Below are 23,202 nucleotides of genomic sequence, written 5' to 3' on the forward strand. Positions count from 1 at the left end.
CCTGTGCTCAGCTGAACGAGCCGCCGATGCCCGTGAGCCCGGGCGTGCGAAAGCGCAGCGCCGACTTGTGGACCAGGCCGTTGTCGGCCAGCGACTTCGCCGCGTCGGGCGCGAAGGGCTTGCCGGAATCGAACCATTCGACCTTCGACCAGTCGACCTTTTCGAAGTCGGGGTGGCTGCCGTACACGCCGGGCAGCACGTCGCTGACGAGCGCGCCGAAGGGCATGGCCGCGGGCAGCGGCAGGCACACGGGGGCGCAGAAGAGCAGGTGGTCTTCCCAGCCGATGTAGAGCAGGCGGTTGCCGTGGAAGCGGTCTTCGCTGTCCATGACGGTGCCGGTGTAGCCGGGGGCGAGTGCAACAACAGACATGTCGGTCTCCTTGTTTCGGGGTGAGCGCCGCCCGCACCGTGCGTGGGGCACGGCGGGAGCGCGGGGGTCGATGAGGGGTGGTGGGCCGGGTGCTCAGGCCACCTTGGGCTCGGCCGCCGACAGGTCCTGCCCTGTCCAGCGTTCCCAGTTGGCCTTGTCGGGCGAGGTGTTGAACTCGCCGTTGTCGGCGCCGACGTTGATGTGGTAGTAGTCGAGCACGGCCGCCAGCGGGTTGAAGCCTTCCACCGTCGGGTCGGTGCCCTCGGGGAAGCAGTTGCCCTGGTAGATCTGGTGCACCGGCAGCCAGGCCTGCACGTACTTCTCGGGCTCGCCGTCGAACACGTCCTTGCAGCCGTCGGAGCAGAAGTGGTACTTCATGCCGTGGTAGCTGCTCTCGCGATAGCAGATCTTGGTCGGGTCGTCAGGCTCGGTGAAGGCCATCGGGATCTGGCAGGTCTGGCACAGCATGGGCAGCGTGTTGTTGAACCAGCGCTTGCCCTGCTTCTCCTGTTCGGCCAGCCACTCGAAGCGCGGGCGGTACAGGCTGTCGAAGGTCTCGGGGTACTTCTCGGCCAGCCAGGTCATCTCGTCTTGCTTGGGTGCCCAGACGTTGAAGTTGGCGGCGTGGCCGTAGTTGTTGAAGATGGCCCAGGCCTCGTGCGAGATGCGGCTCTTTTCCTTCGACGCGACCTCGTGGTACTTGGGCATGCGGATGCCGTAGCGCGCGAGGTCCTCGAACAGCGCGCCGCCGTTCTTCTCGAAGTACATCTCCCAGGCCTCGGACCAGCTCATGACGCGCTTGGGCAGCATGTAGTCCATCATCATCGCGACCAGCGTGAGCAGGCGGTAGCCGCGCCAGAACCACTTGTCGACCCACTTCTGCACGATGGGCACGTTGTCCGGGTCCTGCTCGAGGATGAACTTCACCACCTCCAGGCCCAGCGTCATGTGGCGCGACTCGTCGCTCTGCGCCGAGAAGCCGAAGGTGACGGTGGCCATGTCGCCGTTGTAGGCGGCGCCGCTCATGAAGGGCATGAACAGCAGGTTGGTCAGCACGTACTCGAAGGAGAACGAGATGGCGGTGATGAACTCGAAGGGCCCCGCGCTCATCGCATCTTCGAAGTAGCTCTTGGGCACCGACAGGTACCACACGCGGTCGTGCATGTGCTGCGGGTCGTGCAGGCCGTGGAAGTACTTGTTGAAGTGGCTGATGGTGTGGAACTGCGTCTGCGCATGGCGCAGCTCGTCGATCGACTGCATCTGGCAGGCCACGCGCGCGCCCACGCCGCGCAGCGAACGCCCGGCCATGGCATAGCCGCGGTGCGCCGCGTACTCCAGCGGCGAGACGCCGGTGAGGAACAGCTTGAGCGTGTTCAGGTAGCGCGGGTCGCTGATGTTGAACTGGCCGTTGTTCTGCTGGAACGCATCGATGATGGCGTAGAGCTTTTTCTCCTTCTCGCCCTGGAACTTCCAGTAGGCGTCCATCGTGAGGCGGAACGGGTCTTCCCACTTATCCCAGTCGTGGATCTTGATGCCCTCGAACTTGTCGAAGGGAAACACGTCGTCCATCGACTGGTAGGTGGTCTCCCAGCCGAGGCCGCGCGTCATCATGGCGTAGCGCTCCTTCAGGCCGAGGCGCGGGGTCGTGGGGGTCTTTGCTGCTGCTTGGGTGGTCATGGCGTTGTCCTTGGTCGTGGTCCGGTGGGGCCTGGGCTCAGGCGCCCCAATGGAGGGTGAATTCGTCATCCGTCTCTTCGATGCTTCCGGACAGCGAGATCAGGCTCAGGTGCAGTTCCTGCAGGTCCCAGCGGCGCCCGACCAGGGCTTCGACGCTCTCGCGGCGGATCACGAGGCGGCCGGGCGCGTCGATCTTCACCATCGCGGGGTACTCGGTGACGGTGGCCCCGGGGTTGTCGGCCACGATGGCCTCGACGATGGCGCGCGCGGCCTCGCCGGTCTGCAGCGCGATGAAGACGGGCGGTCGGGACACTTCGGCGGTGGCGGTGGTCATGGGGTGGTCTCCTTGGTTCGATCGATTCGGTCGTCAGGCGGCAGCGCCCGTGCGCACCAGCCGGGCCACGCGCGCATCGAGCGCGGCGTGCAGCGTCTTGAGCACCTCGGCGCCCTGCGCACCGAGCGCCAGCGCGGCCAGCGGCGCCAGCGCCTGCACGGCCTGGTCGCGCCAGCTCGCGTACCACTGCGCAAGCAGTTCGGCGTTGGCGGGCGACTCGTCGGCGGCGGTCTTCAGCGTGGCGTCGACCCAGCGCACGTTCTCGTCGAACCACTCGTTCATGAACTCGGTCAGCATCGCCAGCGCGTTGCCGGTGGCGGCGCTGTGCGCGTTCACGTAGTGGCGGTAGACCAGCGGGTACAGCAGGCCGTCGAGCACGAGGTTCTGGGCCACGAACACCTCGAACCAGTCTTTCGTGACGAACAGGTTTTCCATCAGGCGGCGCACGCCCTGCCAGGCTGGGTGCGCGAGCCAGGCCTGCTTGCCGGCGTCCAGCGCGCGGCCCGAGTTGGCGTCGATCTGCAGGCCGACGCGCGAGAGGTACTGCGCGATGCCCAGGCGGTCCATGGCCGCGTAGATGAAGGGCTGCGTGATGGCCGTGCCGTAGCCGTAGCCGCAGCAGTAGCTGTGGTTCATGTTGGCGCCCCACTCGTAGTGGCGCAGCGGCACCAGCACCTGCTGCAGCGACTCGCGCACGCCGGCATCGGCCAGGGCCAGCAGCTGGCGCTTCTCGGCGAACTCGAACTGGCGGTCGGCGCCATCCCCCTGGCGCGCACGGGTCATCGTGTACACGCCGTAGTAGTAGTGGCGCGGGTCCTTGAAGCTGTACCAGTCGGCCATCACGAGGGCCGTGCGGCGCTTGTCGTACAGCGCGTGCTGCGGGTCCCACAGCGGCCGGTAGTGGAAGTTGGCCGTGGGCTGCATGTCCAGCGTGGCCTCCTGGTAGCGCGAGGCCGGCTTGTCGCCGAGCCGCCGCGCCACATGCGAGAAGGTCTGGCGGATCGGCCGGATGTCCGAGGTCTTGATGTCGACTTGCACGGGGTGTCTCCTTGGTTGTCGCGGGAAAAAAATGGGGGCGTGTCAGTGGTCGATGCCGGGCGCGCCGAAGCGCCACTTCATGCGCTCGAAGTCCAGCCGTGCGCCCTCTTCGGTGCTCAGGTGGCGCACCGCGTGGCGCGCGCAGAACTCGCGGAACTGGTCGAACTGCAGCACCAGCTCCACGGCCAACTCGGGGTCGCCGATGGCGAACTCGAACTCCACGAAGCGCGTGCCGCGCGTGCCGGTGACGCGCACGAAGCACGGCTGGCCGGTCATCTGGGCGGCGCTGCCGCTGCGGGGGTCGGGCTGCATCGAGGGCATCACTTGTTCAATCCATCAACAGGTGGACGGCACCAGCGCCGCCCGGCCTGATAAGGGCAACGGGCGTGCCAGCGTGGCTAAGTGATTGATTTGCATGGGCCCGCTGCGCCTGCGGGCCCGAAGCACCGGGAAGTCCCGGATGCTGGTTTGATCATTTGCTGCGGTGCAGCTTGATCAAATGGTGAAAACCGGAAAACGCCGGCCTGCGTCCGCTCAGGACGTGGGAAGGCCTTCCTTCTTGAGCCGGTAAGCCAGCTGCGGGCGCGTGATGCCCAGCAACCGAGCGGCCTGCGACAGGTTGCCCTTGGCGCGCTGCATCGCGGTCTGCATGAGGCGCTGCTCGAGCGAGGCGATGTCGATGTTCTGCTCGAGCACGCGCTGGCACAGCGCGTCCAACTCGCTCGCGTCGGCGCCCGACGCCGAGGCGCCCGTGGCGACCTTGCCGCTGGCGTCGAGCTGGTTGTCGGGCGGCGCGCCCGGCGGCTGCATCCACAGGTGGCAGGCCTCGATGTCGCCGTGGTCGGGTGCCAGCAGCACGGCGCGCTCGATCACGTTCTCAAGCTCGCGGATGTTGCCGGGCCAGGCGTGCTTGTGCACGTCGAGCGCGGCCTTGTCGGTGAGGCCGCGCAGCTTCTTGCCGTACAGCGCGCTGTACTTCTCGACGAAGCGCGCCACCAGCGCCGGGATGTCGGCGGTGCGCTCGCGCAGCGGCGGAATCTGGATCGGGAAGGTGTTGAGCCGGTAGAACAGGTCGGTGCGGAACTTGCCCGCCTGCATGGCCTGCTGCAGGTTGACGTTGGTGGCGGCCACGATGCGCACGTCGACCTTGGTCGGCTGCTCGGCGCCCAGGCGCTCGACCTCGCCGGTCTGCAGCACGCGCAGCAACTTGACCTGCGCGGCCAGCGGCAGGTCGCCCACCTCGTCCAGGAACAGGGTGCCACCGTGGGCGCGCTCGAAGCGCCCGGCGCGCGCATGGTGGGCGCCGGTGTAGGCGCCCTTTTCCACGCCGAACAGCTCGGCCTCGATCAGGTCGGCCGGGATCGCCGCGCAGTTGACGGCAATGAAGGGCTGCTTGCCGCGCGGCCCGTTGTCGTGCAGCCAGCGAGCGAACACTTCCTTGCCGACGCCGGTCTCGCCGAGCAGCAGCACGGTGATGGCGCTGTCGACCGCGCTGCGCATGAGCTCGAAGGCGGCACGGAAACCCGGCGACACGCCGACCAGCTTCTGGTCGTACTCGCGGCGCGGCTGCAGGCGGCGCAGGTGCTGCAGGCCGAGGTTGAAGTCGATGAGCTTCTCGGCCACGTGGTGCTGGCGGAAGTACTCGAGGTAGTGCTCGTCGTTCCACGCCTCGGCGGCCTGGCCGACGATGCGGCAGCGGCTGTCGCCCATGCTGGTGCACTCGACTTCCTTGAACACCACGAGCCGCCCCATGAAGGCGGTGGTGTAGCCCGAGGCATAGCCGATCTGCGACCAGCACTGCGGGTCTTCCCCGTAGCCGAAGTCGGCCACGTGGGCTTCGCATTCCCAGGAGTTCTCCCAGAGGAATTCGCCGTAGAAATGCTTGGTGGCCACGTCGAGGTCGACCTGCACCTTCTGCACCGAGACGATGCCCTCGATGGAATGCAGGCGCGGGCCGAGCATGAAGGCGTCTTCGGCGCGCATGCCGGCAAGGCGCTCGCGCACGGCCACCTCGCCGTCGCGCAGGCCGGAAGCAAAACCCATGCGCACCAGCAGGCCGCGCGCGCGCTCGATGCCCAGCGAGTCGAGCAGTTCGCGGCGCAGTTCGGCGAAGGCCCGGGCATGCATGAGCAGCATGCGCTGCTCGTCCAGCCAGATGTGGCCCGAGCCGGCGCTGAAGCGCAGGAGAGAAAGAAGTTCTCCCACCATGTCCCCTTTACTTGTCTGGAATCCGTTCCTCCTACATTCTCCTGCAAGGACGGACGACAAGGCTGCTCAATCAACAGGCAACGTGGTGCGAAGCCGCGCCAATGCTCGTTCTGCTGGCTCGCCTCCTCAGGCAACCCACAGAGTTATGCACAGAAAGAACGAACAACTGTCATCAAGTTGACTTGGCTGCGACGTAGCCCTTGAACTGCTCGCGCAGCTTGGTCTTCAGCAGCTTGCCGGTGGCTGTATGCGGCAGGCTGTCGACGAAAGCCACGTCGTCGGGCAGCCACCACTTGGCCACGCGCTGCGAAAGAAAAGTGAGCAGTTCCTCGCCCGTGACCTCTGCGCCTGCACGCTTCACGACGATCAGCAGGGGCCGCTCCTGCCACTTCGGATGCGCGATGCCGATCACCGCGGCCTCGGCCACGGCCGGGTGCGCGCTGGCGGCGTTCTCCAGGTCGATCGACGAGATCCACTCGCCGCCCGACTTGATGACGTCCTTGGCGCGGTCGACCAGCTGCACATAACCGTCGGCGTCGATGTTGGCCACGTCGCCGGTCGGAAAGAAGCCCTCGGCGTCGAGCACGTCGCCGCCTTCGCTGCGGAAGTAACCGCTCGCAATCCATGGGCCGCGCACATGCAGGTGGCCGAAGGCCACGCCGTCGTGCGGCAGGCGCTGGCCGTTCTCGTCGACGATCTTGAGCTCCACGCCCCACACGCCGCGGCCCTGGCGCATCTTGACCGTCGTCTGCTCCTCTTTCGGGAGCGCGAGGTGCTTGGGCAGCAGGTTGCCGATCACGCCGATGGGGCTGGTCTCGGTCATGCCCCAGCCCTGCACGAAGTCGGCGCCGAAGTCGCGCTCGAAGCGTTCGATCATGGCGCGCGGCGTGGCGGCACCGCCGACGCCGATGCGCTTGAGGCCGATGGCGCGGGTGTCGATCTCGGGGTGGGCGTCGAAGTACTGGAACAGCATGAGCCACACGGTGGGCACCGCCTGCGAGAAGCTCACCTTCTCGTCGCGCATGAGTTCGTACAGGCTCTGGCCGTCCAGGTGCGGGCCGGGCATGACGAGCTTGGCGCCCACCATCGGCGCCGCATACGGCATGCCCCAGGCGTTGGCGTGGAACATGGGAACGGCCAGCAGCAGTGTCATCTGCGAGCACACGCCGAAGGTGTCAGGCGCGCATTCCATCAGCGAATGCAGCACGGTGGAGCGGTGCGAATACAGCACGCCCTTGGGGTTGCCCGTGGTGCCCGAGGTGTAGCAAAGCGACGACGCAGTGCGCTCGTCGAACTCGGGCCAGGTGTAGTCCTCGCTCTGCGCGCCGATGAGCTCGTCGTAGCACAGCAGGTTGGGCACGTCGATGGCCGGCATGTGCGCGCGGTCGGTCATGGCGACGAAGGCGCGCACGCTCTTCAGTTTGGGCGCGAGCTTCTCGACCAGCGGCGCGAAGCTGGTGTCGAAGAACAGCACCTTGTCTTCGGCGTGGTTGACGATGTAGTCGATCTGCTCCGGAAAGAGCCGCGGGTTCACCGTGTGCAGCACCGCGCCCGAGCCCGACACCCCGTAGTACAGCGCCAGGTGCCGGTACGTGTTCCACGCCAGCGTGCCCACGCGGTCGCCGGGCGCCACGCCCAGCGCCTTCATCGCATTGGCCACCTGCTTGGAACGCCGCTGCACCTCGCGGTAGTTGGTGCGGTGCACCGGGCCTTCGACGGTGCGCCCGACGATCTCGACGTGAGGGTGGAAGGTGGCCGCGTGGTCGATCAGCGACGAGATCAGCAGCGGGCGGTCCTGCATCAGTCCGAACATGGTGGTGTGTCTCCTGTGGTTCTTTTGAGCGTGCGTCTGCGAAGGCTACTTCACGGCGATCGAATCGCCCATGGGCTCGAACTCCTTGCCGTTGAACTGCACCAGCTGCAGCGTGTTGAACGGAAAGTAGTCGGTGCTCGAAGTGTTCAGCGCGATGCCCGGCAGCAGCATGCCGGTGCGCATGTTCTTCAGCGTGGTGGCCTGCTTGAGCACGTTCTCGCGCGTGAGGTTGTCGCCCGAGGCCTTGAGCACGGTCTCCATGGCCTGCGCCACGCCGTAGCCGTACACGCCGGCGGCGTTGTTCACGTCTTCGTTGGGTGCGTACTTCTTCATGAAGGCCAGGAACTCCTGCGTGGCCGGGTCGTTGGCCCAGCGCGGCTGCGCGGCGTCCTTGAAGAAGGCCATGGCCATGATGCCCTTCGACTTCTCCAGGCCCGCGGGCTCCAGCGTCATCTTCACGTAGGCCGACACGTAGGTGAGGTACTGCTGCTTCGGTTTCCAGCCGATGTCCCAGGCCTTGCGGATGGCCTGCGCGGCGAAGCGCGCGGTGGCGAAGTTGACGAACACGTCGGCGCCCGACGACTGCAGCTTGATGATCTGCGAATCGACCGTCGGGTCGGCCACTTCGAACGAGGCCTCGGCCACCACCATCGAGGCCTTGTCGCCCAGGCCCTTCTTCAGGCCCTTGAGCAGGTCCTTGCCGAAGTCGTCGTTCTGGTAGAGCACGGCGATCTTCGCGTTGGGCATCGTCTTCAGGATGTTCTTCGCGTAGAGGCTGCCCTCGCCCTCGTAGCTGGGCATGTAGGGCGTGGTCCAGGGGTAGGTCTTGGGGTCGTTGAAGCGGTCGGCGCCCACGCCCAGGAACAGGTGCGGCACCTTCTTGGCGTTCATGTAGCGCTGGATCGCGGCGTTGGACGCCGAGCCCAGGTTGCCGTACACGGCGAGCACTTCGTCCTGCTCGACCAGCTTGCGCACCACCTCGGTGGTGCGCGGCGGCGTGTACTGGTCGTCGTAGCTGATGAGCTTCACCTTGCGGCCGTTGATGCCGCCCTTGTCGTTCACCATCTTGAAGTAGGCCTCGTTGACCTTGCCGACGATGCCGTACGACGACACGGGGCCGCTGTAGGGCATGGCCATGCCGAGCTTGATCTCGGTGTCGGAGGCGCCGGTGTCGTACTTCTTCTGCGCGAAGGCCGCGCCAGCGGTGAACAGGAGGGCCGCGCCGCCCAGGGCGGCGGCCAGTCGAACGATGGAGGTCATGGAAGCTTCAATGAAAACGAAAAGGGGAAATGAATGGCGGGCCGACAGCGCGGCCCGCGTGACGTCGATCAATCGCCGAGCACCTTGCCGAACGGCTCGTAGCGCGTGCCATTGAAACGCACCAGCTGCATGCGCTCGATCGGGTAGAAGTCGCTCGGCGAGGTCTTCACCTCGATGCCCGGGTAGAGCATGGGCGGGCTGTACTGCAGGTTGGCCGCCACCTTCATGATGTTGGCGCGCGTGAGGTCGTCGCCCGCCTTGCGCAGCACCTGCTCCAGCGTCTGCGCCGACGAGTAGCCCAGCACGTTGAGCGAATCGCTCAGGTCGCCCGAGGGGTAGTACTTGCTGAACCAGGTCTTGTAGTCCTCGTACTCCTTGGCGCCCTTCCACATGTCGTCGGCCGGGTCGCGCAGGTAGGTGGCCGAGATCACGCCCACCGCGTTCTCGGGGCCCGCCGGCTTGATCACCGCCGACACCGACACCGAGACGCTCGACAAATACTGCGTGGGCTTCCAGCCGATGTCGGCCGCCTTGCGGATCGCCTGCGCCGCGAACTTGGGCGTGGTGATGCTGAAGAAGGTGTCGGCGCCCGAGGCCTTCAGGTTGACCATCTGGCTGTCGATGGTCGGGTCGGTCACCTCGTAGGTCGACTGCGCCACGATCATCGTCTTGGCCTTGTCGCCCAGCGCTTCGAGAAAGCCCTTCAGGAAGTCCTTGCCGAAGTCGTCGTTCTGCATGAGCACGGCGATCTTCGCGTTGGGCTTGGTGGAGAGGATGTGCTGCGCGTAGATCTTGCCTTCGGTCTGGTACGTGGGCTGCCAGCCCATGGTCCAGGGGAAGGCCTTCGGGTCGCCGAAGCGCGTGGCGCCCGTGGCCACGAACAGCTGCGGCACCTTCTTGGCGTTCATGTAGCGCTGGATGGCCAGGTTGTGCGCCGTGCCCAGCGGGCCGAAGAGCACCAGCACTTCATCTTGTTCGACCAGCTTGCGTGCCTGCTCCACGGTCTTGGAGGGGTTGTAGGCGTCGTCCAGCGAGATGAACGTGACCTTGCGGCCGTTGATGCCACCCTCGGCATTGAGCTTGGCGAAGTAGCCCGCCGCCGCCTTGCCGATGGTGCCGTAGGCCGACACCGGGCCCGAGTACGGGACGATGTGGCCGATCTTGATCTCGGTGTCGCTCGCGCCCGGGTCATAGCGCTTCTGGGCCTGCGCCGTGAAAGCGGTGGCGAGGCCGAGCGTGGCGGCAAGGCCGGCGCCCAGCAGGCGGCGGAGCGTGCCGGGGCGGGCGGAAAAGAGGGAACGTGTCATGGTGTTGTCTCCGTCGTTCTCGTGAAAAAGAAGCTGCGGCCGCGGGCCTCTCAACGGCCTTGAATCGATCTCTTTCGGACCTCGTGCGGCGTTCGGGCTGGATGGTAGGCAGCGCCTCCTGCGCGTCACATCGTCGGAACGGACGATTGAGAGCGGCTGAGGGTTGCCCCTAGCATGGGCCTCGACACGGAGACACACCCACCGCCGCGCAACGCGGCGCGCACCGAAGGCAAGCACCGCATGGACCTCACGCTCAATCCCCGCTACGAAGCCTTTCGCGACGAGCTGCGCGCGTTCCTCGCCACGCACGGCCACCGCTCGGCCTTCGCGCGCACCGCCGAACGCCCCGACGCCGACGCCCTCGCGTGGCAGCGCCTGCTGCTGGACCACGGCTACGCGGGCCGCACGGTGCCGCGTGAGTACGGGGGCCACGGCGCGGCGCCCGACGTGATGGCGTCGCACCTCATCACCGAAGAGTTCGCGCGCGCCGGCGTGGCGCCGCCGCTGGGCAACCAGGGCATCTCGATGCTGGTGCCCACCCTGCTCGAGCTGGGCAGCGAGGCGCAGCGGCGCGAGTGGATCGGCCCCACCCTGCGCGGCGAGGTGGTCTGGTGCCAGGGCTACTCCGAGCCCGGCGCGGGCTCCGACCTGGCCTCGCTGCAGACGCGCGCCACCGAAGACGGTGGCGACTTCGTCATCAACGGCCAGAAGATCTGGACCTCGACCGCGCACGTGGCCGACATGATCTTCTGCCTCGTGCGCACCGAGCCCGGCGCCGCGAAGCACGCCGGCATCAGCTACCTGCTGTTCTCCATGAAGACGCCCGGCATCGAGGTGCGCCCGCTGAAGACCATGACGGGCCACGCCGAGTTCAACGAGGTCTTCTTCACCGACGTGCGCGTGCCGCAGCACCAGATCGTGGGCCAGCGCGGCGAGGGCTGGAAGGTGGCCAACGCCACGCTCAAGCACGAGCGCGGCTCGCTCGGCAACCCCAACCTGACGACGCAGCGCTACCAGGAGCTCGCCACGCTGATGCAGGCCGAGACGGTGGACGGCACGCGCCTCATCGACCAGCCCGTGCTGCGCGACCGCCTGATGCGGCTGCAGGGCGAGGTGCTGGCGCAGAAGTGCCACGGCCTGCGGCTGCTCACGGCCGCGGCCAGGGGCGAAGACCCGGGCCTGGCCGCGCTGGTCGTGAAGCTGCAGGGCTGCGAGCTGCGCCACCAGCTGGCCGCGCTCGCCATCGACGCGCTGGGCGAACTGGGCCTCCTGATGCCCGGCAGCGCGCACCTGCGCGCGCAGGCGCTCTGGCAGGAGCGCTACATGTTCGACCTGGGTTTGATCATTGGCGGCGGCACCGCGCAGATCCAGAAAAACATCATCGCGGAGCGCGGGCTCGACATGCCGCGCGAACCCCGGCTGGCTTGAGACAAACGGAAAGAAGTACCCGATGGAATTCGCCCTCTCCGCCGACCAGAAGCTGCTGCAGGACAGCCTGCGCCGCGCGCTCGAACGCGCCTGTCCGCTCGATCGCGTGCGCCGCGTCGCGGCCGACGACCTGCCGCTGGACCGCGAGGTCTGGCGCACGCTGTGCGAGGTCGGCGTGCCGGCCCTGCTCGTGCCCGAAGCCTTCGGCGGGCTCGGCCTGTCGCTGCTCGACGCCGCGCTGGCCGCCGAGGAGCTGGGTCGCCATGTCGCGCCCACGCCGTTTCTCGGCACCGCCGTGCTCGCACCGCTGGCGCTGCGCGAAGCCGGCAGCGCCGCACAACAGGATGAATGGCTGCCGCGCCTGGCGGCAGGCGAATGCATTGCCGGCGTCGCCATCGCCGAGGCCGTGGCCGGCGCGCGCGATGGCGCGGGCGTGACGGCCAATGCCGACGGCACGCTCGACGGCAGCGCGCTCTTCGTGCTCGACGCGGGCGCGGCCGATGTGTTCATCGTCGCCGACCGCGCGGGCGGCCTGCACCTCGTGCGCGCCGATGCACAGGGCCTCACGCGCGGCGCGCTGCGCAGCATCGACGCCACGCGCCCGCTCGGCGAACTGCACTTCGCACAGGTGAAGGCCGAACGGCTTCCCAACGCCAGCCCCGCCACGCTCGCGCGCCTGCGCAGCGCGGGCTGGACCCTGCTCGCCGCCGACACGCTCGGTGCGGGCGAAGCCATGATCGGCCAGGCCGTGGCCTACGCCAAGGAGCGCCGCCAGTTCGGCCGCGTGATCGGTTCCTTCCAGGCCGTGAAGCACCTGTGCGCCGAGATGGCCGCCGCGCTGGAGCCCGGCCGCGCGCTCGTCTGGTACGCGGCCCACGCCTTCGACGCACTGCCCGAAGAAGCCGCGCTGCTCGCCGCGCACGCCAAGTCGCACCTGAGCGAAACCGGCACCTTCGTCGCCCGCACCGCCACCGAGGTGCACGGCGGCATGGGCATCACCGACCTGCTGGGCCTGCACTACTGGTTCAAGCGCATCGGCTTCAACCGCCAGCTGCTCGGCGGGCCGGAGCGCGTGCGCCACCTCGCCGCCGAGATGCAAGGCCTCGTCGCCGCATGACTGCCAAACCCATGACCACCCCATCCCCCGCCCCCCGCATGCTCGAAGGCCTGCGCATCGTCGACCTCACCACGGTGATCTTCGGCCCCTACTGCACGCAGATCCTCGCGGACCTCGGCGCCGAGGTGGTCAAGGTCGAGCCGCCCGAGGGCGACAGCATCCGCATCATCGGCACGCCGCCCGTCACGCCGCTGATGAGCCCCGTGCACCTGCGGCTGAACCGCGGCAAGCGCTCGGTCGACTGGGACCTGAAGAGCGAGGACGGCCGCACCGCGATGCGTCGCCTCATCGAGACCAGCGACATCTTCATCCACAACGTGCGCAGCAACGCCATCGCGCGCGCCGGCCTCTCGTACGACGACGTGCGCGCCATCCGTCCCGACATCGTCTACGTGCACTGCACCGGCTTCGACCAGCGCGGGCCGTACGCCGCGCTGCAGGCCTACGACGACATCATCCAGGCGGCTTCAGGCATCGCCTCGCTGCCACCCAAGGTCGACGGCAACCCGCAGCCGCGCTACGTGCCGATGACCATGGCCGACAAGGTCTCGGGCCTGCATGCGGCGTATGCCGTGCTCGCCGCCGTGGTGCACCGGCTGCGCACCGGCGAGGGCCAGCAGGTGGAGGTGCCGATGTTCGAGTCGCTCGCCAGCTTCAACCTCGTGGAGCACCTGTGCGACAAGACCTTCGTGCCGCCCACCGGCCCCGCGCTGTACCCGCGCCAGATCGACCCCATGCGCCAGCCCATGCGCACGCGCGACGGCTACATCGCCATTGCGCCCTACCTGGACGACCGCTGGCTGCGCTTCTTCGAGGCCGCCGGCCACCCCGAGGTGCTCGAGGCGCCCGAGCTGGCCGACAAGGCGCTGCGGCGCAAGCACATGAGCCGCATGTACGAGGCCGCCGCCGCGATCCTGCCCGAGCGCACCACGGCCGAATGGCTCGACATATTGAAGAAGGCCAACGTGCCCGCGATGCGCGTGAACGACATCGCCGACCTGCCCGACGACCCGCAGCTGCAGGCCGCCGGCCTTTTCCGACAGCGCACGCATCCGACCGAAGGCGCGTATCTTGAAGTGCGCCCGCCGGTGCGCTTCTCGGGCTATGCCTACGCCGACCTGTCGCACGCCGCGACGCCCGGCCAGCACAGCGCCGAAGTGGCACGCGAGCTGGGCGTGACCCTCATGAACGAACGAAAGAACGCCGCATGACCATGACTGTCTACGACGCCGTCGCGAGCCGCCGCTCGGTGCGCGAATTTCTCGACCGCCCCGTGCCGGCCGACACCCTCCGCCGCGTGCTGCAGGCCGCGCTGCGCGCGCCCTCGGGCGGCAACCTGCAACCGTGGCACCTGCACGTGGTGGGCGGCGAGCGCCTGGACGAACTCAAGGCCCTCATGCGCACCCGCGTGCAGGAAACGCCCGGCGGCGAAGGCAGCGAGTACGACATCTACCCGCGCGAGCTGGTGGCGCCGTACCGCGACCGCCGCTTCGCCGTCGGCGAGGCGATGTACGCGCGCCTGGGCATTCCGCGCGAGGACAAGGCCGCGCGTTTGAAATGGTTTGCGCGCAACTTCCAATTCTTCGGCGCGCCGCTCGCGCTCTTCTGCACGGTGGATCGCCGCATGGGCCCGCCGCAGTGGTCCGACCTCGGAATGATGTTGCAGAACGTGATGCTGCTGCTGCGCGCCGAGGGCCTGGACAGCTGCCCGCAGGAATGCTGGGCCATCTACCCGCAGACCATCGGCCGCTTCATCGACCTGCCGCCCGAACGCATGCTCTTCACCGGCATGGCCATCGGCTACGCCGACCGCGACAAGCCCCTCGACGCCCTGGAGACCGAGCGCGCGCCGCTGGACGACGTGGCCGAGTTCATCGGCATCTAGGAAGGCAATCACCGATGGACGATTGGGAAAGCGCCTGGGCGCCGATGGTGGCGCGCGTGGGCGAAGACTTCGCGAACGGCGTGATCCGCTGGGGCGTCGATGTGATCGAGGCCGGCGCCGTGCGCCGCTATGTCGAGGTGCTGGAGTTCGACTGCCCGCTGCACCACGGGCCCGACGCCGTCGCGCCATCGACCAGCCTCGCGAGCCTCACGCTGCCGCCGATGTGGGCCCCGGGCCAGCCGCCCGTGTTCACCAGCGACGCGCGCAACGCCGAACCCGAGCGCAGCCCGCTCAAGGGCACGCGCCCCGAAGGCATGCCGCCCACCACCGCCTACATGGCGACCGACTACGAGGTCGACTACCTGCAACCCGCGCGCCTGGGCGACCGCCTGGGCCGACGCGGCAACCGGCTCGTGCGTTGCGAACCCAAGGCGACCAAGGTGGGAAAGGGTGCCTTCACGACGTGGGAGTACGACATCGTGAACCAGCGCGAAGAGGTCGTGGCCCGCTGCCGCTTCGGCATGTACCACTACCTGCCGCACTAGCGAACAAGCATCCGATTCAGTGCGGCCTCTCGCACCGGCGCGCCGCGTCCCGTGCGCAGGGCATTGGGTGCTCCCCGCAGCGAAATCAAGGAGGAGGGGCGAAGCCCCGGGGGACATTCGCGGAGGGGAGTACCCGATGTCCTGTGCACGCGCCCCGAACAACGAAAGCAGAGCAACAAGATGAACTGGCAAGAACAACGCCACTGGAACGAAGTCAACGAGGGCGACACCCTGGCCCCCGTGCCCTTCCCCCTCACCGTCTACCGCCTCGTGATGGCCGCCGGCGCTAACCGCGACTTCAACGCCATCCACCACAACACCGAGCACGCCCAATCGACCGGCGCCCCGGAGATGTACGCCAACGTGATGCTGCTGCAGGGCATGTGGGAGCGCGCGATTCGCGAGTACATCGGCACGGCCGGCGTGCTGCATTCCATCCGCGGCTTTCGCATGAAGTCGTTCAACACGGCGGGCGACACCGTCACCGTGCGCGGCCAGGTCGAGCGCAAGTGGATCGACGACAGCGCCGACGCTGCGCACCGCCACCGCCTCGACCTGCGCCTGTGGAGCGAGAACCGGCACGGCGTGTCGGTCGGCCCCGGCATTGCCGTCGTGAGCCTGCCGCCCTGACATCGCACCCACACAGAAAAACCATCGGAGACAAGACAGACATGCACAGCAGCAGATTCACCCGCCGCCACGCCCTCGCGCTGGCAGCCGCCCTGGCCACCGGCAGCGCCTTCGCGCAACAACAAGCGACCACCTGGCCCGACAAGCCCATCCGCATGATCGTCCCCTACGCGGCCGGCGGCGGCACCGACGTGTTCGCGCGCATCGTTGCCGAAGGCCTGGGCAAGCGGCTCGGCCAGAGCGTCATCGTCGACAACCGCCCCGGCGGCAACGGGCAGATCGGCATCACCGCCGTGCAGCGCGCACCGGCCGACGGCTACACCGTGCTGTTCTCGCTCACCTCCATCATCCAGAACCCGCTGCTGTACCCCAACGCCGGCTTCGATCCGTTCAAGGACTTCGTGCCCGTGTCGGAAGCCGGGCGGTTGCCCATCGTCTTCACCGTGAGCAACAAGCTCGGCGTCGACACCCTCGACGGCTTCGTCAAGCTCGCGCGCGCCGCGCCCGGCAAGTACTCGTACGGCTCCTACGGCAACGGATCGAGCGCCCACCTGTACGCCGAGGTGCTGCAGGACGCCGCGGGCATCCAGTTGCTGCACGTGCCTTACAAGGGCGAAGCGCCGGCCATCACCGACCTGCTCGGCGGCACCGTCGATGCCGTGTTCGTCTCGGCCAAGGGCGTGGGCCCGCACGTCGCGGCCGGCAAGGCGAAGTCGATCGCCGTGGTCGGCACCGCACGCGCCCCGCTCGCGGCCGGCGTGCCCACCTTCAAGGAACAGGGCTTCGCGGGCATGGAGTCGGTCGGCTGGTTCGGTATCTACCTGCCCACGGGCACACCGCAACCCATCGCGCAGCGCCTCTCGACCGAGGTGGCCCAGGTGGTGCAAAGCCCCGAGCAGGCCGCGCGCATCGAAGGCCTGGGCGTGATCCCGGTCGGCAGCACGCCCGCGCAGCTCACCGCCACCATGCGCACGGACCATGCGCGGTGGAAGCAGGTGATTCAGGCCAAGAACATCAAGCTCGATTGAGACCGCACGCCATGACACGTCTTTCCTCCACGCTCGGCATCGCGCTCGCTGCCTTGTTCGCCCTGCCCGCCGCCGCGCAACAGCCACCGGCCGACTACCCCTCGCAACCCGTCACGCTCGTCGTGCCCTTCCCCGCAGGCGGCATCACCGACAACATCGCGCGGCTGGTCGCACAGGAACTCGGCACTGCCTGGGGCAAGCCCGTCGTCGTCGACAACCGCGTGGGCGCCAGCGGCACCATCGGCGCCGCCGCCGTCGCGCGCGCCCCGAAAGACGGCCACACCGCCCTCTTCACCATCACCACGCACGTGCAGATGCCCGCGCTGCAGCGCAAGCTCTCGTACGACGCGGTGAAAGACTTCGCGGCCGTGTCGCAGATCGGCATCTCGACCTCGGCCCTGGTCGTGACGCCCGACGTGCCCGCGAAAACGCTGGCCGAACTCGTCACGCTGCTCAAGGCCGAGCCCGGCAAGTATTCGTACGGCTCGACCGGCGTCGCGACCACCTCGCACATCTACGGCGAGCTGTTCAAGAAAGAGGCCGGCGTCGACATGCCGCACGTGCCCTACAAGGGCGCCGCGCCCATGGTGACCGACCTGCTGGGCGGCCACATCCGCGTGGCCGTGCTCGACACCGGCACCGCCCTGCCCTACCTGCAAAGCGGCAAGCTGCGCGCGCTGGCGGCGCTGGGCACGCAGCGCTCGGCCACGCTGCCGCAGGTGCCGACCTTCCAGCAGGCGGGTTACGCGGGCTTCGAGCCCTATGCGTGGATTGCGCTGTTCCTGCCGGCCGGCACGCCGAAGCCGCGCGTGGACAAGATGTCGAAGGCCGTCGCGGCCATCATCGCCAAACCCGAGGTGCAAAAGAAGATGCGCGACATGAACATCGAGCCCGTGGGCAGCACGGCCGCCGAGTTCGCCGTGGTGCTGCGCCAGGACGCCGACACCTGGAAGCGCGTGATCGACAAGACCGGCATCCGCCTGGAGGACTGATCGATGACGCCCCCTCCCCTTCTTCGCGGCGCCCTCGAAGGCGTCAAGGTGCTCGACCTGTCGTCCGTGGTGCTCGGCCCGCTGGCCAGCCAGATGCTGGCCGACATGGGCGCGGACGTCATCAAGGTCGAGGCGCCGCAAGGCGACCTGGCCCGCTCGGTCGGACCCGCGCGCCACAAGGGCATGTCGTCGCTGTACTTGTCGTGCAACCGGAACAAGCGCAGCCTCGTGCTCGACCTGAAGCAACCCGCCGCGCGCGAGGTGCTCGACACGCTGGTGCGCGGCAGCGACGTGCTCGTGCACTCCGTGCGCACCGATGCAGCGGCGCGCATCGGCATCGACGCGGCGCGGCTGCTGGAACTCAACCCGCGGCTGGTGAGCGCGCACGTCAAGGGCTTCTCAGACGAGGGGCCGTATGCGGGCCTGCCGGCCTTCGACGACATCATCCAGGCCGCCTCGGGCCTGGCGCAGCTGCAATCGATCTACACCGGCGAGCCGCGCTACATGCCCGCGCTCGTGGCCGACAAGACCACCGCGCTGTACGCCGCCTACGCCATCGTCACCGCGCTGTTCCACCGCGAGCGCAGCGGCCAGGGGCAGGCGGTCGACGTGCCGATGTTCGAGACCATGACCGCCTTCAACATGGTGGAGCACCTGTGGGGCCACACCTTCCAGCCGCCCATCGACGACATGGTCTACGGCTCGATCCGCTCCGGCGTGCGCAAGCCCTTTCGCACGGCCGACGGCTACATCGCGCTGGTGCCCTACACCGACGCGCAGTGGCTGCGCTTCTTCGAGGTGGTGGGCCGGCCCGAGCTGCGCGAGGACGAACGCTTTGCCACACTGGCCGCGCGCGTGCGCAACCACACCGTGGTGTTCGGCGAACTCGAACGCGCCACCGGCGCGCGCACCACGGCCGAATGGGTCGCGGCCTTCCGCCAGGCCGACATTCCGGCGATGCCGATCCAGACGCTGCAGCAGTTGCCCGACGATCCGCAGCTGAAAGCCAGCGGCCTGTGGCACGACGCCGAGCACCCGACCGAAGGCAGGCTGCGTTTTCCCGGCGTGCCGTTCACGCTGTCGGCCACGCCGGGCGGTGTGCAGCGGCTCGCGCCGTCGCTGGGAGAGCACACGGACGAGGTGCTGGGGGAGTTCGGGTTCGAACGCACGGCGGTCGATGCGCTGGTGACCGCCGGCGTGGTGGCGCGGGCCTGAGGTCTATTCGAGCTTCAGGTTCATGTCCTTGATGAGCCGCGACCACAGCAGGTTCTCGCGCCGCACCGCTGCCATCAACTCACCCGGCCCTTCACCCGAAGGCTCCAGCCCCAGCCCGATCATGCGTTCCTGCAGATCAGGCTGCGCCACGGCCCGGCGCACCGCGCCGGCCAGCTTGTCGATGGCCGGCTGCGGCGTGCCGGTGGGCGCGAAGAAGCCCCAGAAGCCGCCGTGCTCGTAGCCCTTGAAGCCCTGCTCGGTGAAGGTGGGAGTCTGCGGCGCGAGCGGCATGCGGCGCGTGCCGAACACGCCCAGCAATTTCGCGCGGCCCGACTTCGCGTGCGGGAGCGCCTCGCCCATGGTGACGAAGCCGCCCTGCACCTGGCCGCCGAGGATGTCGATCATCAGCGGCGCGCCGCCCTTGTAGGGCACGTGCGTCATCTGCAGGCCCTCGTCGCGCATGAGCTTCTCGCCATAGAGGTGGCCCGACGAGCCCTGCCCCGCCGAGCCGAAGCTCAACTTGCCGGGCTGCGCCTTGGCCATGGCGACGAACTCGCGCATGCTCTTCGCCGGCACGCCCTCGCCCACCGCGAACACGAGCAGGCCGTAGTTCGACAGCGACACGGGCGCGAAGTCCTTGAACACGTCGTAGCCGGGCTTGGCCATCAGCAGCGGCGCGAGCACGAAGGAGTTGACGGCGAACAGCAGCGTGTGGCCGTCGGCCGGCGCCTTGGCCACGAAGGACGCGGCAATGGCACCGTTGGCACCGGGCTTGGGATCGATCAGCACCGGCTGGCCCAGCGGCTTGGCGATGCGTTCGCCGATGGTGCGCGCGATGCCGTCGACCAGCCCGCCGGCCGCCGACGACACGATCACCTTGATCGGCTGGGTCGGGTAGGCGTCGGCCGCCTGCGCCTTCGGCAGGGCACCGAGCGCGGGGGCCAGCAGTCCGCTCGCGCCCCATTGCGCGAATCGACGTCGTTGCAGCATGAAGAGGTCTCCTGTTGGTTTTCTTGAGGATGAAAGTCGTTCAGCCGGCCGCGCCCCACACGGCCAGCGCATCGAGCGCCTCGACCGTGCCGCCGTCCACCCGCAGCGGGTTGACTTCGAGCGAGACCAGCTCGGGGCCGAGCGCAAGCGCCGCGTTGCCGATGGCGGCCACGGCTTCGGCGATGGCGTCGCGGTCGGCCGCGGGCGCGCCGCGCCAGCCGTCGAGCAGGCGCGCACCGCGAAGCTCGGCCAGCATGTCCTTCACCTCGGCGGGCGTCACGGGCAGCAGGCGCAGGCTGGTGTCGCGCAGCGCCTCGACCCAGATGCCGCCGAGCCCCACGGCCAGCGCCGGGCCCCACTGCGGATCGCGCACGGTGCCGACGAACAACTCGAGCCCACCTTGGCGCATCGGCGCGACCAGGATGCCGTCGATCTCGGCCTCGGGCCGCGCGGCACGCACGCGCGCATCCATCGCCTGCCAGGCGGCACGCACCGCGTCGGCACCCTGCAGGTTGAGCGCCACGCCGCCGACCTCGGTCTTGTGCGCGATCTGCGCCGAGGCGATCTTCAGCACGACCGGGCCGCCGAGTTCCTGTGCAATGCGCGCGGCCTCGTCGGCGCTGCGCGACAGCCGCACGGGCACCACCGGCACGCCGCGCTGCGAGAGCCAGTCGAGCGTCTCGCGCTCCGAACGCAAAGGCTGCGCGGGCGGCGTGGCCGGCACCGCGGCAGCGACACCTTGCGCGTCCTGACGCCGGCGCAGCGTTTCGGACCAGCGATGCACCGCACCCGCCGCGCTCATCGCGTGGTGGATGCCGCAGGCGATGTGGCGGATGCCGGTCTCGGCGATGAGCTCGCGCGACCGCTCGCTCACCTGCATCACGTAGTGGCTGCAGACGATGGCCGGCACCGGGCTGGCGGCCAGGCCGCGCGCCACTTGCGCCAACACGGCGCGGTTCTGCGGCGTGTCGTTGGCCGGTGCGTTGGGCACGTCGGCCACGACGATGGCGGCGCCCAGCGCGGGGTCGCGCACCAGCGCTTCGAGGGCGTTGCCGAACAGTTCGGGCTGCAGCATGGCGGCGCCGGTCACGTCCAGCGGGTTCTGCGGCGTGCCGTAGCCCGGCAGCACCTCGCGCAGCGCGGCCTCGGTGGTGGGCGCGAGCGGCGTGAGCGCCAGGCCTTCTTCTTCGGCGCGCTCGGCAAAGATCTCGCACATGCCGCCCGACATCGACACCGCCGCCAGCCCGCCGGCCGCGAAGGGCCCGGTCATGCTGGCGAAGGCGGCGGTGAACACCAGGTCTTCGATGGAACGCACGCGCATCAGGCCCAGGCGCTGGCACATGGCGTCGAACACGCGGTCGTCGCCCACCAGCGAGCCGGTGTGGGCCTGCGCGGCCTGCGCCGTGATCTCGCTGCTGCCCATCTTCAGCACGACGATGGGCTTGGCCACGGCCAGCGCGCGCTCGGCCGCGGCGGCAAAGCGCTGCGGGTCGCGCACGGTCTCGGCGAACACGGCGATGGAACGCGTGTGCTCGTCGTCCACCAGGTAGTCGATGACCTCGGCGATGTCGATGTCCGACTCGTTGCCGGTCGACACCATGCGGCTCAGGCCGATGCCGTGCACCTGCGCCATGAACGACAGCTGCCCCGCCAGCGCGCCGCTTTGCGACACGATGCCCAGCGTGCCCGCCGGCAGCGGCTCGCGCAGCGAAGCGGTCCACACGGCCGAGCGGTCGACGAAGTTGACGAAGCCCAGGCAGTTCGGCCCGAGGATGCGCAGGCCGCGCGATCGCGCCTTGGCCGTGAGCTGGCGCTGGCGCTCGCGACCTTCCTCGCCGGCTTCGGCGAAACCCGAGCTCAGCAGCACCGCGTTGCCGATGCCCGCACGCTGCAGGTCGGCCAGGGCGTCGTCGAGCGCATCGGCCGGCACCATGAGCAGCGCCGTGTCGACCGGCTCGCCGATGGCCTCGGCCGAGGTGGCCGCCGCCATGCCATGGAAGCTTCCGCCGCGCCGGTTGACCGGGTAGAGCTGGCCCGCGTAGCCCAGCGTGCGCAGGCTGGCGAGCGCCGCGTTGGACCACACCGAGCGCTCGGTGGCGCCGACGAAGGCGATGGCCTTGGGGTGGAGGAAGCAGTGAAGAGAAGAGGAAGAAGAAGTCATGGCAGCAGGAAGAAAGGTCGGGTTCAGTCGTCGAGCTTGATGCGCAGGTCGCTCACGAAGCGCTTCTCGTCGGCGTAGGTCTTGTGCGCCCAGGCCGTGTAGGCGGGGCTGTCCATGTAGAACCGGACGTAGTCGTTGAGGTCGAGCGTGCGCAGGAACTCGGGGTCGTCCACGGCCTTGCGGAAGGCCTCCTGCAGCGCCTGCACCACCTTCGGGTCCATGCCGCGCGGGCCGGCGATGCCCCACGAGCCGTTGGCCACCACGTCGTAGCCGAGTTCCTTCACGGTCGGCACGTTCAGCCGCGTGGGCGAGCGCGCCTCGTTGAAGGTGGCCAGCAGGCGCACGCGCCCGCCCGCCACGGCGGCGCCGAAACCGGCCTCGGAGACCGCGTCCACATGGCCGCCCATGAGCGCGTTGTACAGCTCGGCCGCGCCCTTGAAGGGAATGAAGTTGAACTTCACGCCGGCCAGCGCGGCCAGCCGCTCCATCGACACGTGCGAGGTGCCGCCGCGCCCGGTGGTGCCGTACGACACCTCGCCCGGTTTGGCCTTGGCCGCGGCCAGCAGCGCGTTCAGGTCTTTCCACGGCGCCTCCTGGCGCACCGTGATGCCCAGCGTGGCGGCCGTCACGTTGGCCACGTAGGTGAAGTCGGTGGCCGGGTCGTAGCTCACTTTCTGCAGGTGCGGCAGCCGGTACAGCGAACTCAGCATGAGCGAGAGCGTGTAGCCGTCGGGCGCGGCCTTGCGCGCCATGGTGGTCGGCGCCAGCGTGGCGGCCACGCCGGGCTGGTTGAGGATCACGATCTGCTGCTTCAGCTCGCGCGAGGCCGCCAGGGCCAGCGCGCGAGCCTGCACGTCGGTGGCGCCGCCCGCGGGGTACGGCACCAGCAGCGTGATCGGCTGCTTGCCGAACAGGCCCTGGGCGCGTGCCAGGAAGGGCAGCGCGGTGCCCGCGGCGGCGAGCGCGGCGCCGTGGATCAGGCGGCGGCGCGCCGGGTCGGTCGGGAAGGAATGCATGGCTTGTCTCCGGTCGGTCGAACAGTCGAATCGTTCGTTCTTCGGCGATGGTCGCGCGCAGCCCTTGGCCGGTCACCGTCGCTTCGGACGACTTTGGCCGCCAGGGCGCGTTCGATCCCGTCGCTTCCGACGATGCCGGCGCGGCGCGTCCCTTCCATACTCGGCGCACAACAACGAACCGACCGACG

21 protein-coding genes are annotated in these 23,202 nt (G+C 68.8%); 9 read left to right on the plus strand and 12 right to left on the minus strand.

The window, feature by feature from the left end; all coding sequences use genetic code 11:
• Positions 1-7: 7 nt before the first annotated feature.
• The 9 genes from VHAB30_RS27990 to VHAB30_RS28030 form a co-directional block, all read right to left on the minus strand.
• On the minus strand, positions 8-370 hold the full coding sequence (locus VHAB30_RS27990) for a phenol hydroxylase subunit P4 (RefSeq protein ID WP_159272872.1): 363 nt from the start codon (positions 368-370) through the stop codon (positions 8-10).
• Positions 371-463: 93 nt separating this feature from the next.
• On the minus strand, positions 464-2,047 hold the full coding sequence (locus tag VHAB30_RS27995; protein WP_159279345.1) for an aromatic/alkene/methane monooxygenase hydroxylase/oxygenase subunit alpha: 1,584 nt from the start codon (positions 2,045-2,047) through the stop codon (positions 464-466).
• 37 nt (positions 2,048-2,084) lie between these two features.
• Positions 2,085-2,381 (minus strand): MmoB/DmpM family protein, encoded by a 297-nt coding sequence (locus tag VHAB30_RS28000; RefSeq protein WP_174250302.1) that lies wholly within the window; start codon positions 2,379-2,381, stop codon positions 2,085-2,087.
• 33 nt (positions 2,382-2,414) lie between these two features.
• The gene (locus VHAB30_RS28005; protein WP_159279346.1) at positions 2,415-3,419 is read right to left on the minus strand and encodes an aromatic/alkene monooxygenase hydroxylase subunit beta; all 1,005 of its coding nucleotides are present in this window, start codon (positions 3,417-3,419) and stop codon (positions 2,415-2,417) included.
• 42 nt (positions 3,420-3,461) lie between these two features.
• Positions 3,462-3,731 carry a phenol hydroxylase subunit gene (locus VHAB30_RS28010; RefSeq protein WP_174250303.1) on the minus strand — a complete coding sequence of 90 codons (270 nt, stop codon included), beginning with the start codon at positions 3,729-3,731 and terminating at the stop codon, positions 3,462-3,464.
• 222 nt (positions 3,732-3,953) lie between these two features.
• Positions 3,954-5,627 carry a sigma-54-dependent Fis family transcriptional regulator gene (locus VHAB30_RS28015; RefSeq protein ID WP_062475161.1) on the minus strand — a complete coding sequence of 558 codons (1,674 nt, stop codon included), beginning with the start codon at positions 5,625-5,627 and terminating at the stop codon, positions 3,954-3,956.
• Between the two features lie 172 nt (positions 5,628-5,799).
• The gene (locus VHAB30_RS28020; protein ID WP_159279347.1) at positions 5,800-7,440 is read right to left on the minus strand and encodes a 3-(methylthio)propionyl-CoA ligase; all 1,641 of its coding nucleotides are present in this window, start codon (positions 7,438-7,440) and stop codon (positions 5,800-5,802) included.
• A 45-nt stretch (positions 7,441-7,485) separates the two neighbouring features.
• On the minus strand, positions 7,486-8,700 hold the full coding sequence (locus tag VHAB30_RS28025) for an ABC transporter substrate-binding protein (protein WP_159279348.1): 1,215 nt from the start codon (positions 8,698-8,700) through the stop codon (positions 7,486-7,488).
• Positions 8,701-8,768: 68 nt separating this feature from the next.
• Positions 8,769-10,007, minus strand: a complete 1,239-nt coding sequence (locus VHAB30_RS28030) for an ABC transporter substrate-binding protein (protein WP_159279349.1) — start codon at positions 10,005-10,007, stop codon at positions 8,769-8,771.
• Positions 10,008-10,181: 174 nt separating this feature from the next.
• Here VHAB30_RS28030 and VHAB30_RS28035 point away from each other — a divergent pair, with 174 nt between their 5' ends.
• The 9 genes from VHAB30_RS28035 to VHAB30_RS28075 all read left to right on the plus strand — a co-directional run bounded on the left by VHAB30_RS28035 (position 10,182) and on the right by VHAB30_RS28075 (position 18,847).
• The gene (locus tag VHAB30_RS28035; RefSeq protein WP_216850755.1) at positions 10,182-11,435 is read left to right on the plus strand and encodes an acyl-CoA dehydrogenase family protein; all 1,254 of its coding nucleotides are present in this window, start codon (positions 10,182-10,184) and stop codon (positions 11,433-11,435) included.
• A 22-nt stretch (positions 11,436-11,457) separates the two neighbouring features.
• Entirely contained in the window at positions 11,458-12,552 is a 1,095-nt protein-coding gene (locus tag VHAB30_RS28040; RefSeq protein WP_159279350.1) for an acyl-CoA dehydrogenase family protein, read from the plus strand.
• An 11-nt stretch (positions 12,553-12,563) separates the two neighbouring features.
• Positions 12,564-13,763 carry a CaiB/BaiF CoA transferase family protein gene (locus tag VHAB30_RS28045; protein WP_159279351.1) on the plus strand — a complete coding sequence of 400 codons (1,200 nt, stop codon included), beginning with the start codon at positions 12,564-12,566 and terminating at the stop codon, positions 13,761-13,763.
• Between the two features lie 2 nt (positions 13,764-13,765).
• Positions 13,766-14,437 (plus strand): nitroreductase, encoded by a 672-nt coding sequence (locus VHAB30_RS28050; RefSeq protein ID WP_159279482.1) that lies wholly within the window; start codon positions 13,766-13,768, stop codon positions 14,435-14,437.
• 14 nt (positions 14,438-14,451) lie between these two features.
• A complete protein-coding gene (locus VHAB30_RS28055; RefSeq protein ID WP_159279352.1) occupies positions 14,452-14,982 on the plus strand; it encodes a hotdog family protein in 531 nt (176 codons plus the stop codon).
• Between the two features lie 180 nt (positions 14,983-15,162).
• Positions 15,163-15,612 (plus strand): hotdog family protein, encoded by a 450-nt coding sequence (locus VHAB30_RS28060; RefSeq protein ID WP_159279353.1) that lies wholly within the window; start codon positions 15,163-15,165, stop codon positions 15,610-15,612.
• Positions 15,613-15,653: 41 nt separating this feature from the next.
• Complete coding sequence (locus tag VHAB30_RS28065) at positions 15,654-16,640, plus strand: Bug family tripartite tricarboxylate transporter substrate binding protein (RefSeq protein ID WP_159279354.1); 987 nt, start codon at positions 15,654-15,656, stop codon at positions 16,638-16,640.
• 11 nt (positions 16,641-16,651) lie between these two features.
• A complete protein-coding gene (locus VHAB30_RS28070) occupies positions 16,652-17,632 on the plus strand; it encodes a Bug family tripartite tricarboxylate transporter substrate binding protein (protein ID WP_159279355.1) in 981 nt (326 codons plus the stop codon).
• A gap of 3 nt (positions 17,633-17,635) precedes the next feature.
• Entirely contained in the window at positions 17,636-18,847 is a 1,212-nt protein-coding gene (locus VHAB30_RS28075; protein ID WP_159279356.1) for a CaiB/BaiF CoA transferase family protein, read from the plus strand.
• 3 nt (positions 18,848-18,850) lie between these two features.
• Here VHAB30_RS28075 and VHAB30_RS28080 read toward each other — a convergent pair whose 3' ends face one another.
• Genes VHAB30_RS28080 through VHAB30_RS28090 form a run of 3 tightly spaced genes read right to left on the minus strand, consistent with a single transcriptional unit; the run spans position 18,851 to position 23,014 of the window.
• The gene (locus tag VHAB30_RS28080) at positions 18,851-19,837 is read right to left on the minus strand and encodes a Bug family tripartite tricarboxylate transporter substrate binding protein (protein WP_159279357.1); all 987 of its coding nucleotides are present in this window, start codon (positions 19,835-19,837) and stop codon (positions 18,851-18,853) included.
• A 40-nt stretch (positions 19,838-19,877) separates the two neighbouring features.
• Positions 19,878-21,998: an acetate--CoA ligase family protein gene (locus tag VHAB30_RS28085; protein ID WP_159279358.1), complete on the minus strand. Its 2,121-nt coding sequence runs from the start codon at positions 21,996-21,998 to the stop codon at positions 19,878-19,880.
• A 23-nt stretch (positions 21,999-22,021) separates the two neighbouring features.
• Positions 22,022-23,014 (minus strand): tripartite tricarboxylate transporter substrate binding protein, encoded by a 993-nt coding sequence (locus VHAB30_RS28090; RefSeq protein ID WP_159279359.1) that lies wholly within the window; start codon positions 23,012-23,014, stop codon positions 22,022-22,024.
• Positions 23,015-23,202: the final 188 nt, after the last annotated feature.

The organism is Variovorax boronicumulans (assembly GCF_009811375.1).
Classification (GTDB): domain Bacteria; phylum Pseudomonadota; class Gammaproteobacteria; order Burkholderiales; family Burkholderiaceae_C; genus Variovorax; species Variovorax boronicumulans.